Origin of the sequence: Sphingobacterium sp. Ag1 (assembly GCF_000988325.1) — a bacterium.
GTDB lineage: Bacteria > Bacteroidota > Bacteroidia > Sphingobacteriales > Sphingobacteriaceae > Sphingobacterium.
In genome coordinates this window covers 25,755-40,902 of record NZ_LBGU01000044.1, presented here as the reverse complement: position 1 = coordinate 40,902, position 15,148 = coordinate 25,755, and the positions used below count along the sequence as shown (strand labels likewise).

The 15,148-nt window shown below is 39.0% G+C and carries 14 protein-coding genes; 5 read left to right on the top strand and 9 right to left on the bottom strand.

Going from position 1 to position 15,148, the window contains the following annotated elements; genetic code table 11:
* Positions 1-65 precede the first annotated feature (65 nt).
* Positions 66-215, bottom strand: coding sequence for a hypothetical protein (locus AAW12_RS26340; protein ID WP_156167724.1), 150 nt, complete (start codon positions 213-215; stop codon positions 66-68).
* A gap of 86 nt (positions 216-301) precedes the next feature.
* On the opposite strand from AAW12_RS26340, the gene AAW12_RS21045 reads away from it, so the two are divergent.
* Positions 302-1,276, top strand: coding sequence for a fumarylacetoacetate hydrolase family protein (locus AAW12_RS21045; protein ID WP_046675663.1), 975 nt, complete (start codon positions 302-304; stop codon positions 1,274-1,276).
* 10 nt (positions 1,277-1,286) lie between these two features.
* On the top strand, positions 1,287-2,186 hold the full coding sequence (locus AAW12_RS21040) for a flavin reductase family protein (protein ID WP_046675662.1): 900 nt from the start codon (positions 1,287-1,289) through the stop codon (positions 2,184-2,186).
* Positions 2,187-2,291: 105 nt separating this feature from the next.
* Here the strand turns inward: AAW12_RS21040 and AAW12_RS21035 are convergent, their stop codons facing one another.
* The 5 genes from AAW12_RS21035 to AAW12_RS21015 form a co-directional block, all read right to left on the bottom strand.
* Positions 2,292-4,049, bottom strand: a complete 1,758-nt coding sequence (locus AAW12_RS21035) for an aromatic amino acid hydroxylase (protein WP_046675661.1) — start codon at positions 4,047-4,049, stop codon at positions 2,292-2,294.
* A gap of 133 nt (positions 4,050-4,182) precedes the next feature.
* Positions 4,183-5,382 (bottom strand): tyrosine--tRNA ligase, encoded by a 1,200-nt coding sequence (gene tyrS / locus AAW12_RS21030; RefSeq protein ID WP_046675660.1) that lies wholly within the window; start codon positions 5,380-5,382, stop codon positions 4,183-4,185.
* A 238-nt stretch (positions 5,383-5,620) separates the two neighbouring features.
* The gene (locus AAW12_RS21025) at positions 5,621-6,460 is read right to left on the bottom strand and encodes a hypothetical protein (protein ID WP_156167723.1); all 840 of its coding nucleotides are present in this window, start codon (positions 6,458-6,460) and stop codon (positions 5,621-5,623) included.
* Positions 6,461-6,688: 228 nt separating this feature from the next.
* On the bottom strand, positions 6,689-7,108 hold the full coding sequence (locus tag AAW12_RS21020) for an SH3 domain-containing protein (RefSeq protein WP_046675658.1): 420 nt from the start codon (positions 7,106-7,108) through the stop codon (positions 6,689-6,691).
* 12 nt (positions 7,109-7,120) lie between these two features.
* Positions 7,121-7,627 (bottom strand): BON domain-containing protein, encoded by a 507-nt coding sequence (locus AAW12_RS21015; RefSeq protein ID WP_046675657.1) that lies wholly within the window; start codon positions 7,625-7,627, stop codon positions 7,121-7,123.
* A 235-nt stretch (positions 7,628-7,862) separates the two neighbouring features.
* Here AAW12_RS21015 and AAW12_RS21010 point away from each other — a divergent pair, with 235 nt between their 5' ends.
* Together AAW12_RS21010 and AAW12_RS21005 are read left to right on the top strand one after the other, a co-directional pair.
* A complete protein-coding gene (locus tag AAW12_RS21010) occupies positions 7,863-8,966 on the top strand; it encodes a DUF695 domain-containing protein (protein WP_046675656.1) in 1,104 nt (367 codons plus the stop codon).
* A gap of 61 nt (positions 8,967-9,027) precedes the next feature.
* Positions 9,028-9,651 (top strand): murein L,D-transpeptidase catalytic domain-containing protein, encoded by a 624-nt coding sequence (locus tag AAW12_RS21005; RefSeq protein WP_046675655.1) that lies wholly within the window; start codon positions 9,028-9,030, stop codon positions 9,649-9,651.
* Here the strand turns inward: AAW12_RS21005 and AAW12_RS21000 are convergent.
* Positions 9,648-11,156 (bottom strand): hypothetical protein, encoded by a 1,509-nt coding sequence (locus tag AAW12_RS21000; RefSeq protein WP_046675654.1) that lies wholly within the window; start codon positions 11,154-11,156, stop codon positions 9,648-9,650. The two genes, AAW12_RS21005 and AAW12_RS21000, sit on opposite strands and share 4 nt — an antisense overlap.
* A 138-nt stretch (positions 11,157-11,294) precedes the next feature.
* On the opposite strand from AAW12_RS21000, the gene yiaA reads away from it, so the two are divergent.
* Entirely contained in the window at positions 11,295-11,762 is a 468-nt protein-coding gene (gene yiaA, locus AAW12_RS20995; protein WP_046675653.1) for an inner membrane protein YiaA, read from the top strand.
* 97 nt (positions 11,763-11,859) lie between these two features.
* On the opposite strand, the gene AAW12_RS20990 is transcribed toward yiaA, so the two are convergent.
* Complete coding sequence (locus AAW12_RS20990; protein WP_046675652.1) at positions 11,860-13,605, bottom strand: sensor histidine kinase; 1,746 nt, start codon at positions 13,603-13,605, stop codon at positions 11,860-11,862.
* Positions 13,602-14,939: a sigma-54-dependent transcriptional regulator gene (locus tag AAW12_RS20985; protein ID WP_046676338.1), complete on the bottom strand. Its 1,338-nt coding sequence runs from the start codon at positions 14,937-14,939 to the stop codon at positions 13,602-13,604. The genes AAW12_RS20990 and AAW12_RS20985 overlap by 4 nt, the downstream gene beginning before the upstream one ends.
* Between the last annotated feature and the right edge of the window lie 209 nt (positions 14,940-15,148).

Genomic DNA, 15,148 nt, shown 5'->3' with positions numbered 1-15,148 from the left:
GGTTATAAAATTAAATGAATATCCAAATTGCCAATAGAATGATCGGCAAGTAGTAAAAGAGAAGATTAGTATTGTGCAAAAACGATATCAGCTATGATTGCTTTATTAAAAGCAACATAGGGCATGGAGAACGCAAAGCGATGTACACCACGATTGATCATTTTTGTATAGTTTATAATGCTATAATAAAGGTAAGAATATTTTTCTGTTTTCAAGAGAAGAAATATTTTTTTCAAATCTTATACAATATATTTGTGTTGAATGCTAACAACATTGAATAACCAAATAGAACACTTCATATATGAGAATTGCCACTAGCAGTAAAAATGGTCAACAAGAATTGGGCATTGTTATAGACGACCGCTTTTATAGTTGCTCAGCCATCGATCAAAACCTTCCCACAACGATGTCGGACTTCCTCAAAGGTAGCAAAGAGGCCATGAATCAGCTAAAAATCCTTGAAAGTGCTTTACGTCGAGGGGATATGAACAGGCCCTATCATCTACTAGATGACATCCAACTCATCGCACCGGTGCCACAGCCAGCATCTTTTCGTGATGCTTACGCATTTCGGCAACATGTCGCAACTTCGAGAAGAAACCGCGGATTAGATATGATCCCTGAATTTGATGAATTTCCTGTTTTCTATTTCTCCAACCATCAGTCCATACAAGGACCTGGGCCCGTTCAATGCATGCCCCTGCATTTAAATCAACTGGATTTCGAACTAGAAATTGCAATAGCCATCAATAAACCAGGAATCAACATTCCCGCTGCTCAGGCGGATGAGTATATTGCAGGCTATATGATCATGAATGATTTTAGTGCCAGAAAACTTCAAATGGACGAAATGAAATTGAGCTTGGGTCCTGCCAAGGGCAAAGATTTTGCAACCGCAATTGGCCCTTACTTGGTGACAAAGGATGAATTGGAACCTTATAAAGTTCAACCTGCAGCAGGACATATTGGTGACTGTTATGCGCTCGATATGACTTGTAAAGTGAACGGCACGCAAGTCTCAGCGGGCAATTTTGCGAGCATGCATTGGACTTTTGCAGAAATTATTGAGCGGGTTTCCTATGGTGTACAACTTTACCCAGGTGATATAATCGGTTCTGGGACAGTCGGAACAGGTTGCTTTCTTGAGCTCAATGGTACCGCACGCATAGCGGATCCTAATCATAAAGACCAGTGGCTCAACCTTGGCGATGAGATTGAACTCGAAATCACGGCGCTCGGACAACTTTCCAATTCTATTGTATTATACCACTCATAAATATACGGATATGACCTCTTCCTTTGAAACCATCACCTTTGAATCTGTTAAAGACAAAGCGATTATAGATAATTTAATTAAATACGCTGTTGCACCGCGGCCAATTTGTTTTGCAAGCACGATCGATAGCAAGGGAAACATAAATTTAAGCCCCTTCAGCTATTTCAACCTGATGTCCCATCAGCCGCCCATCTGTGTTTTCTCTCCATTGCGAAGGATGCGTGATGGTAGTACCAAACATACATTGGATAATATCCAGGAGGTTAATGAAGTTGTCATCAATATCGTTAACTACGATATGGTCCAGCAACAATCCCTTGCCAGCACCGAATATGCCAAGGAAATAAATGAATTTGATAAGTCGGGTTTTACGCCTATTCCCTCTATTCAGGTGGCACCACCGCGTGTAGCCGAATCGCCAGTCCAGCTGGAATGCAGGGTCAGAGAGGTTGTCTCATTAAGCAATGAGCCAGGAGCTGGCAATCTCGTTATCGCCGAGATCCTCTATATGCATGTTCATAAACACTTATTGGGCGAGAACAATACCATTCAACAAAAAGATTTGGATTTGGTAGCAAGGCTCGGTGGTGATTGGTATTGTCGTGTAACCGACGAAAACTTATTTATTGTCCCGAAGCCCCTCCGTAGCTTGGGAATTGGCATAGATCAACTTCCAGAAAAAATTAGATTTTCGAATGTACTAACTGGAAATCACCTGGGCTTGCTGGCTAATGTTGAAACACCACCAACATTAAAAGACCCACAGCAAGAAGATAAATACTTCAACTATCTGAAGCTAAACTTCGAAGATAGCCCATCAAAATTCACGCAAAAAGTTCACGAATATGCCGCCCAACTATTAGATGCGGGCAAACTTCATGAAGCCTGGCAAATTTTATTAAGGGGATAGTATAATTAAGTTCCAGAAAATAGTACGTTCAAACTCTTAGACCGTCCTATTTTCTAGAACTCAATGCTAAAGGCCAATTAGTTTTCCTATTGCTCAGCTGATATTTTAGTGGTTATTTAAAGCCTCCTCTTTAGCAACACGCAGTCCATCGCAAATCAGTTTTTTCAAATTTGGATATAGGGTAATAAATTCCAAGAGCCTCTGTTCGGCCTGAGTAGATAATTGCTCTTCATCATTAGCCCAGGCAATTTCAAATAATTCAACCAAACCTAACCAATGATCTGCATTTTCCAGCCCCAATTGACTGAAAATTTCCAGCCAGATCTTTTGATTAAATCCGTTGTCCCGCAAATTCCGTATCGCAGCATGACACTTCACTAGTTTAACATCTTCCGTTTCGGTGGGTACTGAAGATAGAGCCTGATCCAAATGCTCCTCAACCAAATCATAGGCATCTTTATCTGCAGCGCCCGCAAATACAGATACAATTTCTGCTCCGACAGCCATATCATATGTTCCCCATTCAGGTTTAAAATAAACCTCTTCCCCATTGCCACGGTATACCTCACAGCCTGTAAATGAAATCAAAACAATCTTGCCCAATTGACGTACAATCTGTTGAACAATTCCTGACACAATAATCCCTGAAGCAAAGTTTAACGAACACTGCTGCCCTTCCGCTATACCATATTGAGCCAATGTTGTTTCATCAAAATCGGCTAAGTTACGATCGGCACCGCGCAAGTGTCCCACCGGAGAGCCAAACCCTTCGCTATGATAATTTATGCCGTGGCCTTCAAGCTGTTTACCCGCTACAGCCAAAGCTGTAGGTCCCTGTGTTTGGATATAAGAGAGATTGCCATCCGCGTTAGCCAACTTAAAAACACCCGACACCTGCAAACCGGAACTGTATTCAGCCGTGCAAACAGCTTTACAGTCTATTGCCTTATCAAGACTCTGTTTGCCCCCCACGCGAAAAGCCATCGTATCAGCAAATTTATCCAATACGAGCTTTAGATGTTCAAAATCCGGTGTGACAAATAGCTGTGGCTGTGGTTTGGTAATATCATAAGGATATTCGATTGCATTTAAACCATACGCCAACTTAGGCACATCTTCTTGCATGCAGCTTGCGCTTTCTCCAATGGAAGACAGTAAACCGGCTCCGTAAATTTTGGGGTTATGAAGATCCCCAATAAGTCCGTACTCCACAGTCCACCAATGCAACCTGCTCAACAATGCCATCTCCGAAGGCTCGCCCATATTATCTTGAATCATCTGCAAATTTTTCTCTGCTTCCGCCAACTCAACCGCAGTGGTTGTTGCATGTTCTTTTAAAATAGATAGGTGACGAATAGCTTCGTAGAGTTCAAAATCTTTGCCCGAAGAAAGTGCTTTCGTGCCAACCTCCCCAAAATACTGCAAATATGTTGCATAATCTGGCTCACCGATTATAGGTGCGTGTCCCGAAGATTCGTGAATAATGTCTGGTGCCGGTGTATATTCAATATGTTCCAATTGACGTATGTCTGCAGCAATAACAAGTACGCGATGTGCCTGAAATTCCATAAAAGCAGCCGGCGGAATAAACCCATCCACTGTCACTGCCCCCCAGCCAATTAATTTTAGACTATCGTTCATGTCCTGTAGGTTCGGGATGGTCGCAATGGATAATCCCGCTTTCTTCAATCCAGGAATATAGGGGTAATAGGCTACGTCTTTCAAAAAAGAATAATTCTGACGCATGACATAACGCCACAATGCTTGATCCAGTGCGGTGTAACGTTCATATCGTTGGGCTACTACATAGCGTTTCAAATGTTTGGGCAACCGCTCCAAAACAATGTTATTATATGTTTCCATCTATAATTGGTATGAAAATAAAGTATGAGACTCCTATATGAAGGTAGAAATTATTTATGGTTTAAGAAAGAACCTTTACGTTAATTTACGGCTTTTAGCAAAATATTACAAAAGCATACCCTCGCAAACCTTACTAAATAACTTTAAAATAAGTTCTTTTTCCTAATTTAATTTTAAAACACACATTCAAATCAACCATTAGCTCCGGATTCAGCTGTTTTATGGAGCCGATCTGCACCGCACCACCTATAATCAATCTTCGCATAGCTGACTTTGTTCCCCCCTTTAGGAAATGACATAGATCGACCAGCTTAACCTGTTCACCAAACTGGTCGCGCAATAGTTGACCCGATACCTCCTCAAAGACCTTTTCTTCCAATTTCTTGCGCTGAAATTGCTTAACAAAATAATCAACCGCGCTGGTCGCAAACTCGTCGCTATGGTATTGGGCGACTAGATTATGTGCAATAAGTTTCTTAATTTCCATTGGATTTTCGCCCATTTCAATACGGGTTTTCATACTAAGTTTGGTTTCCTGATTGAAATCAGTAGTCAAGTCAATATATTCCGGAATTAAATGATCAGGAATAGACATGGTTTTACCAAACATTTCATTCGGTTCATCCAAAAGACCGATTGTATTGTTTAATGATTTACTCATTTTTTCTTTTCCATCCAGCCCGCGCAATAACGGCATACACAATACGATTTGTGGATCCTGTCCAAATGATTGCTGCAGCTGTCGGCCCATCGCGCAATTGAATAGCTGGTCCGTTCCCCCCATTTCGATATCGCTATTGACATGTACTGAGTCAAAACCCTGCAATATCGGGTAAAGCAATTCATGCATGGCTATTGATTGATTTTCGTTAAAACGCTTGTTAAAATCATGTCGTTGCATCAACTGTGCAACAGTGACTTTCGATACCAGTTGGATAATTTCTGCAAAATTTAGTTGATCCAACCAGTCTCCATTAAAAACAATTTTCGCTTTTGAAACATCAATGATTTTAGACAGTTGCGCAATGTAGGTTGCCGCATTGTGGGCGATCGCATCCTGGCACAAAGGCTTACGCGCTTTATTTTTTCCTGTAGGATCGCCGATACGGGCTGTAAAACTACCAACGAGGATCACGATTTTGTGCCCCAGTTCCTGAAACTGCCGTAGTTTCTTTAACACTACAGCATGCCCTAAATGAAGATCCGGTGCTGTTGGATCAAAACCAAGTTTGATAATCAATGGTCGGTTCTTTTCTTCAGCCTCCTTTAACTTCGATGCAAGTCCCTCCTTTGGTAAAATAATCTCGATATTTTCTGCTAACTCTTTTAACATGTGTGATATAAAATAAAAAAAGCCCGAACGTAACGTTCGGGCTTAGCTATAAATAATAATTGAATTTCTTAATTTAATAGGCATAGGGGTCCCGAACGATTATCGGGCGATAATAATTAAAGAAAAATGGAAGACGTAATATGTTGTTCATTTTCTTCATTGCTTGACAAAGGTAGCGCTATATTTTTAAAATGCAAAAATATTCGCATCCACACTTGCTTGGCTATACATTTTTAAATTATCCGCCAGTATTTTTGTTTATCAGTTTTCCTGCTCCATTGTAAACATACTTTTCTGTATTCCCTTTATCCTTTTTCTCTACAACCTTTTGCACTAGTAATGAATTCTTAAAATACTCCTGGTAAAAGCAATTATTAAGGTTATATGTCCGCTCCACGAGATCATTATTCTGATACAGATCCGTGTAATCAATTTTAGCTTTTCGGTAGGTATGTTTTAGTAATTGACCGTTAGCATCAAATGACTTTGATTCCTGTACCTGCCCTCCACAATTCAATTTGGCGTGGTACATTAACGTATTGTCTAAACGATAGGCAGCTCTGGTATGGTCAAAATCATTTTCCACTGTATAATAATTATCAAAGAAGACTTTTGTTACTTTTTTACCACTATTTGCACCTCGATAGAATACTGTTTTTTCCTGACTGATTTTCCCGTTCTTAAAATTACGCTGCACACTCGAACTATCCGTTATGTTGTATTGAAAGTCTGGCAAGGCAGCAGATTTAACATTCATTTGCTCCAGCACACCATGCCGTACAATAACATCACCTTGCCGCCCATCTCTTTCAATTTTAAAATCACCGTCGACAATGCCATCCTGATTAATGGTAATAAATGCATTGGAAAGTCCCAAAAATTGATTCCTTTGCAGAATATATTTACCAGGTTTCAATTTCGTTTCTTTACCTTTTTCAAGTATCCTTATCGTATCCTTTGGATGTTCTGATAGATGAAGCTCATAACTATCTTTATCTAATCGAACATACTCTTGTGCAACTCCCAACTGAACAGCTAAACACAAGCATAATAATAGGATAAAACGTGATTTCGACATAATGTAATAAAATTGTTGCAATAATAGTAATACAATTATTACACCAAAAATTAAAGTACAGTTGATTTTCCAAACAATTCCCCAATACGATAGATGCTGTAGTACCTTCATATTGCAGAACAGACAAGCTTAATCGTGAAATAAAAAAAGGGGAGTTATTTATCAATAACTCCCCTTTTTTCAAAGCCAATTGGTACTTGTACCCATCGTATGAATAACATTCGAGAACTAAACAGACTCTAAATACTGTGCATAACAATAGCCTTCTTCATTATCTTTGGTTCTGACCAACCACCATTGATCATTAGCCTTACTAATCAATGTGATGATTTCTCCTTTAGCTGCTTTTCCCACGATAGGCTGGTCTGTACCAGGACCTTTTCGAATGTTCAAATTGCTATTTTCTGTTATAACTTTCACCTGGCTTCCGGGCACTTCTGTAGCCACATCTACATTTAAGACCACATCTCCGGTTTGGAAATTAGGATCTATATTACCGTAGATTTCCCAGAGCTTATTTTTCACATCTGCTGTTGGTGCGGTACCACGAATTTGTAATACGCCATCCATTTCGGCATAGTTCAAGTCATTTACACCTGAAGACTGTGCCGTATCTAAAAGAACCTTATATTTTTCCTGCAATGACATAATTTCACTAGTTTATTTTTTGACAACAATACCGCTTAAATCTACTTTTTTGGGATTTAAGTTATCCAAACCTTGTTTTAAAGTAATTATCTTAGCTTGCTCCAAAGTACCTGTAACTGCGATCACACCGTCCTTTACACTGGCCTGTACTGTAGGAAAATCCTTCATAAACGTATTCACTGCTGCGCCAAGTACCGCATCATTATTGGACACCTCAATAGGAGCTGGCGTTGAAGACACTGGTGCGCTAACGATAATATTGTTTTGAATAGACTTGACGTCTTTATCACCTGCTGTTTTAGCAATCGATTCCACTTGTTGCTTTTCTTCTTCGGAAGCAACTGTACCACTTAAGATAACTTTACCTTTTTCAACTTCAACATCGACTGTTTTACGTCCGGTAAGTGCATTTTCGATCTTTTCTTCCAACTTATCATCAGACAAACCCGATTTGCAGGCCGTGAAGGAAAGTGCAACTGTAGTTGCCAATAGACAAAATGTTAATTTGCTCAATTTCATAAGACCAATTTTAATTTATTAATTCCAACAATAATCCTAACAAACTCCCTACACAATTGTTTGTTCATTTTTTTTTAAACTTAAATTCCCTTGCCGGATCGTAATTATATAATTAAATTTAGGAGCAGAGGTATTCATGATGGTTTCATTCGGATCATTTTCTCCGCTACGGTTATAAAAAACGCTTTGAGTAACAGATACGCACGTTGATTATTCAATCAAACAGCTATTAATTATGGGATTTTTGAATAATATTTTTGGTAAAAAAGAAAATAAAAAGGACAGTATAACGGAGTTTTGGGATTGGTTTAAAAAAAACGAACAGGCATTTTTTCAAATCGTCAAGGCTGGAGAACAAATTGATCAGCATTTTTTCAGCAAACTTTCGCCGAAGATCGATGCTCTTCGCAAGGAGCTATATTTCCTAACGGGAATGTACGACAATAACACTGCGGAACTTGTGATCACCCCAGACGGTGCCATTAAAAATATTGCATTCGTAGAACATCTGATCGCTTCTGCTCCAGTATTAGCGCATTGGAAATTTACAGCATTAAAACCCGCTATTGCGGATATGGAAAAATTCAAAATCACGATGTATGGCTTCACTTTCGACATCAAGGATATGTATTTTTATCCCATTCAACATAAATATCATCCGGATGAAGTCGATATTGTTATTGTTCACCCCGATTTTACGGAAGATAACAAAGCCAATATTTCCCATGGTATAGAAATATTTCTCGACAATTACATCGGTGAATTGAACTCGATCATAGCCATAGACAACCTGAATGTAACCTCAAAAGAGCTTGCAACAGAAGAGCTGATTCCCCTATTTAAATTAAAAGACTATTTGATCTGGCGGGAAAAAGAATTTGTGGAAAAATATACCGACGTTAGACACCGGGCATCGGATGACACATATACTGCTTTTGAGGGCATCCTGGAGAATGACTTACCCATATTTGCCATCATAAATACGACCTTATTAGACTGGGATGGAAAAGCTTCTCACCCCTGGATAGTTACATTAAAGATTAGCTATGACGGAACGGCAACCAGTGGTATGCCCGATCAGGAAATCTACGATTTAATGGATAAATTTGAAGAAGAATTAATGAACAGTCTTCCAAATGATATTGGATTTCTTAACATCGGTAGAGAAACCGCCGATAGTCTAAGGGAAATTTACTTAGCTTGTACAGAATTCCGAAAAGCCTCACGAACGATTGATCGATTAATCGAACAATACAGGGAAATTCTTCAAATTGATTATAGCATCTACAAAGATAAATACTGGAAAACCTTCGAACGATTTTATAAACAAATAGAATAGGCTTCTTGCACAACTGACATAAGTTCTAACAAAAGTACTTGATGAATTATGCTTTATTTATATGAATAAAATCATTCTTTTGATTATTATCCTTGGCATTGGCCTTATCACATACAAAACCATTCAAAGGAACACGCTTTTGGCCGTTGTTGATAAGGAAGAAAATGCCCCTTCAGACTCTTTCCGCTATACGATGGCAATAAAGGAAGTAAAAAAACGCATCACAAACAACAAAAAGTACAATAGTGACATATCCTTTCTCTTGGATATGAAAAGACCCTCGGGAAGAAATCGTTTTTTTGTCGTCGATCTAAAAACAGATCGGATTCTTGATCAGGGCCTGGTGGCCCATGGATCCGGTTCTGAAACCGGAAAAAAGAACCATTTGCAATTCAGCAACACGGATAACTCTCATGCAACGTCGCTAGGTAGCTATGCTATCGGCAGCTCGTATAGTGGGAAATTTGGAAAGGCCTATAAATTATACGGCTTAGATAGCTCCAATAGCAATGCATATGCTAGAGACATCGTTCTACACAAATATGACCGCATGCCCTACGATGAACAAGTTGATCCAGTATGCCTCAGCGAAGGCTGCCCTATGGTAAACGTCGAATTCTACAAAAGACTACAGGACCTAATTGATTCCTCAAAGAAACAGATCATCTTACATATCTATTACTAATTATCGTATATATCTTCTTTGATCAAACCCAATAAAACCTGATACGGATTTTGAGACATAACGAGAGCCTTTAGCCAAGCAAGAAAGCCCATAACAAACAAATCCTTATTTTCCTCATTTTTTACCAGAGCTTCAACAGCTTCCCGAAAGGACTTCACTTGAATAGCGCTAGGATTTAAAAGATATTTCTCCACCAATTTAACAAAATCAATCACTCTATTTTCTTTTACACGCAGCAAGTACTTTTTATATCTACTCATAAAGCTTTTTAATTTCAAGGCTGCCAAATCGATGTGATCGAATTGTATATGGATTAGAATTTCGAGCAGACTCTTCCGAATTGTCCACAACATGCCCATTTTCTTCTCGTACCAAGAATCTCTTCGAATCAATTTTCGAAGCTCAACCAATGCTGTTTTATCTTCAAATTGTGTTAAGAACATCACCAAACACAACTGTAGATCTGCAAGATCAACCTCGTTTGATTTTGCTGCGGCTTGTTTAATCCCCGCCCTTAATATGGAAAGACCTCTTATTCCATCGCCAAGGTAATGGAAATTCAATGCCATCAACAGATGGTACCGCAGCTGGAATTGGGCACGAAAAACTGCGTTTCCTTGAGATAAAACGCTATCCAAGCGCTCTAAATATGCTATACTTTCGTTAAAGAGTCCGTTTCTTAAATTAAAGTTAGCCAGATAATATAAAATATGGAGATAGTAAAACAGGTGGTGCGCCGATTGCTCCTCATATTTCATCAAAAAATTGTCCGCTGTTTTTAAAAAAGAACGAACCAGTGCATAGTTTTGATGTATTGCGGCATACTCATTCGCAATATGCAAAAGTTGATAGAGTGATTTAAACGATAAAAGATCATCCAAAGAAATCCTATATTTGCTCAGCGTGCTCAAAATCAACTTATTGAGATCAACTATTTTTGCTTTCAAATGAATAGCCTGCAGTTCAGAACGTAATAGTGCATAGGCTATCTGAAATTTCGCTTCCCGCTGCAACTTTTGCTGATTTTCGGTAAAACGATCGATAAGCAATTCCAAATTGACACTCAAATCTAAATGGGCATATTGTAGTCTGATTTGCAAGATTTCATTCAACAAGCTAAACTGTTCAAGAACAAGAGCCTTTTCCTCAGCCCGTTGAAGGCATTTAAATCCAATCTTGATGAACTGACTTTCCAACAGAAAACGCCCCACAACAAATAATCGCAACGCCTCGTGAGCCTCACTGTTGTCTCGCTCAAAAACCTTATTTGAAAGAAAAAACAATAGACTATCATGAAGCCTCTTTCTCAATGCGTGATAAGCATCCCGATTTTTAATGGGGTCATATAACTTTTTCAGCTTATTTATATCATCAGTTTCTATAATCTCAAGTAGCTTGATATTTTTCACATCATTACGCTTGTTCTTTCGTTTCAAAAAGGCCTTAAAATCTTTAATATCATCTTTATTTAGTAGTAATATTAAATCTGATATCGCGTCTGCCATAGCTTAAATTTAGAAAACAAATATATTAAACAAAATTATATCGTCAGTATCCCTATAAAATCAAGTTTTAAAATAATTAGTTCCTATGGATATTTGAATCATAAAACAACAACAAATTAAAACTAAAACAAGAAAATTATGGAACCGCTAAAAAACATGATTGAAGAAAAAAAAGCTGAAAGAAATCTAGACAAAAGAAACCCCTTTAAACCAACAGGCGCCTTTATCGGAGCTTCATGGACCGCACTATTGGTTGGTACCGTTGGCTATTGTGTAGGCTTATGGAATGCAACAATGGCATTAAATGAAAAAGGGTATTATTTTACAATTTTACTATTTGCGCTATTTGCCGTTATCTCCGTTCAAAAAAGTGTAAGAGATAAAGCAGAAGGACTAGCAGTTACCGAGTTATATTATGGTTTAAGTTGGTTTGCAACAATTGCCGCCGTCGTGCTATTAACTGTAGGCTTATGGAATGCGGATCTGCTCCTAAGTGAAAAAGGATTCTATGCCATGTCCTTCTCATTGAGTATTTTTTCAGCTATCGCCGTCCAAAAAAACACACGTGATGCAAAACTGATCGATGACAATGAAATAAAACTTTAGCGGGTGCCTATCCTGCAGCCTCTGCCTAGCAAGCTGCAGGATCTTTCAATCCCTCTTAAGCAAAAAAGGAAGAGCGTTTCATTGACTCTTCCTTTTTCTAAGTGGATTGTTTAAGCGACGCAATAGGAAGGTAAACGAAAAATATACTTCCAGTTCCAAAAACACTTTGCACATCAATCTCTCCCCCCATGCTTTCGATAAATTCTTTGCTTATGCTCAATCCCAAACCTGTCCCCCCCTTTGTACTCCCTGGAACTCGGAAATAGCGATCAAAAATCTTAGCTAAATATTGTACGGGAATTCCCTGTCCTTGATCTTCAACACGCAAAAGCACCCGGGCTCCTATTCTTTTGACAGCAAGAGAAATTGTCCCTCCCTCATCGGAATAACGAATTGCATTGGACAATAAATTCGTCAATACCCATGCCGTCTTTTCATTATCAATAAAAACCATCGGAAGATCCTCCTCCAGTTCAAGCGCTATGTGAATTTGCTTTTGGTCAAGCATTGACCGGTTGGCTAACAGCGCATAATCTATAATCGGTCCGATAGCTGCAGGATTCAGCTTCATCTGAATGGTACCGCTCTCCACCTGCCCAATATCCAAAAGTTCCCCTGTAATTTTCAGGAGCCGCTCTGTATCGTCAGCAATTCCTTCAAGCAAGTCTCTCTGTTCTTCATTCAGCTCTCCAATCCGCTTATTTTCGAGCAATTGGATCCCCATACGTATTGATGCGATAGGTGTCTTCAATTCATGAGATACCGTTCCAATGAAATTTGTTTTCGCTACATCACGTTCCTTAAAACTTGTCACATTCTTCAACAAAATAAATTGTCCAATAAACTGCGTACTCTCCTCTCCTGTTGGTAAGACATTGATATCAATGACCTCCAATTCAAAGTAGTTTTCTTTTCCATAGGCAAAGATCTGCACCAAATCCAGACGCTCAGTTTTCTGATTTAAAGAGTTAATCATTTCGAGGAGCTTAAGAAGTAAATCATTGGAAGATGCTATTTCCGCTAATTTTCGTCCCTCAAATGCGGCGTGCTTTAACCCCAAAAGCAAACAAGCGGGTTCATTTGCAAAAAGCACTCTTTTTTCTTCATCTACCCCTATAACTGCATCATGCATATTATCGATAAGCGCTTCAATTCTCTTTTTATGCTGCAAGATCTTACCCAATTTACTTTCTGCATATTCCTCGAGCTTTTGAGCCATTGTATTGAACGAATGCGCCACTTCTCCAAATTCATCTTTTCGCTTAAAGTGAAGTCTCCTTTTATAGTTCCCAGCAGCAATCTGTTTAATACTATCGGTTAATTGTACAATTGGAGCAGCAATGGCTAGAGGGAGATTGACAAGCAATACAAACGCAATCATAAAAGAAAGCGCACCTACAATGGAGATGGCCAAAATAGCTTTTTCAGCAGTTTCATTGGCGATATTATTTTTGTGTTCAATAGCCTGCATATTAAGATACATTAACTGGAATATATCTTTGTGCAGGTCAGCAGCAATTGTGGCATCTTTCACCTTTTTCTTTAAACTCAAAAAGTGATGATCTACAAGTTCGGTCACCGCCCGTTCTCCAGGCTCGGTTACATTTCGCTTCTGGAGTCTTAAATTATCTTCAAATAGCGCCATGCTCTTCCCATTCGAATGAAGGTCCTCCAAGGCTAACAGCATATTTCTGGAATAATGCAATGTATTATAATTGTCGACCAAAATATGGTTAGTATCTTTTTTTAATCGATAAACATAATACCCGCTCACTATCGCAAGCAGCAAGATCATAAAAAATAAAAATCCTACCCCGAATGTCAGCTTTGCTTTAAGTTTCATTGGATTCGATATTCTTCAATTTTTCGATACAAGGTAGCTACACCGATTTCTAACAATCGAGCAGCTTCAGCTTTATTTCCATTCGTATGTTTTAATACACGTTGTATATGCTGCTTCTCCATGTTGGACATTGCAAAGTTTGACAAGACGCTCGCCCCTTCTCTATTCTCGCGTTCACCGAAAGGAAGGCTCTCCACACCTAATAGGCCACCCTCACTCAAAATTACGCTGCGTTCAATCACATTTTTCAGTTCACGGATATTTCCCCGCCATAGGTTGCCTTCCAAAGCCTGCACAAACTCAGGGGTCATCTGCAACGGTTTCAAGTTGGATTTTAAAGCAAAGATATCAGCGTAGTATTGCGCCAATGTCGCTATATCTTCAATACGCTCGCGCAATGGCGGTAATTCGATCGTGAAAACGGAAAGTCTATAAAATAGATCACTCCTGAAATGGTCTGATGCAATTTCGGTTTCGAGATTTCTGTTGGTTGCTGCTATGATGCGCACATCGACTTTCGTTGGTTTGGAGTCCCCAACTTTTAAAAACTCGCCAGTTTCCAAAACACGAAGAATTTTAGCCTGAAGCTCCAAAGCCATCTCCCCGACTTCATCCAGAAAGATCGTACCCAAATGCGCTTCTTCAAACAAACCACGTTGATCTTTAGTAGCACCAGTGAAAGCACCGGATTTATGGCCAAACAACTCATTTTCCAGCAAATCTTTTGTAAATGCGGCACAGTTAATCGCCACAAAACTACGATCTCTTCTTGAACTCGCCTGATGGATTGCCTGTGCAAAAACCTCCTTACCTGTGCCGGTCTCGCCCGTTAGCAAGACCGTTGTATTTGTAACAGCAACTTTTTGTGCCATGCCGATGGCCGCTTTTATTGCACTGGATTTCCCAATAATCTTATCAAAAGAAAGTCGGTCGCCTAATCGCTTTTCTAACTGCTCCACCCTTCTAGCCAATGCAACCTTTTCACAGGCTTTATAAAGCAACGGTATAATGCGATTATTGTCATCTCCTTTCGTAATGTATTCAAAAGCACCATTTTTTATCGCCCGAACGCCATCCGGAATATTCCCGTATGCCGTCAATAAGATAATCTCTACAATTGGATACCGCTCTTTAATTAATTTAGCCGTTTCAACTCCATTACCATCAGGTAGCTTCACATCACAAAGTACAACATCTACATCACTGACTTCAAGCTTTTTTAACCCCGATTTAATGTCAGCAGCCTCGATCACATCAAAACCTTCCAGGCTAATAATTTTGGCCAGCAATTTCCGAAGCTTCTCTTCGTCATCTATAAGGAGAACTCTATTCACAATATTCGTTTTTTCAAAAGTACAATTTGTCCGAAGCAAATAGTAGAAAAATAAACAATTTGACTATTCCTCAAAAATTTTCCCGACATCAAAATAAAAACGCTATATTTGTAGCGCTCAACATCGTTAAAACTGCATGTAAGATTAAAATTCTTTAGAACGAAATAAATACCATCCATTGACGATACCCGTCCAAATGGTCTTTTCTA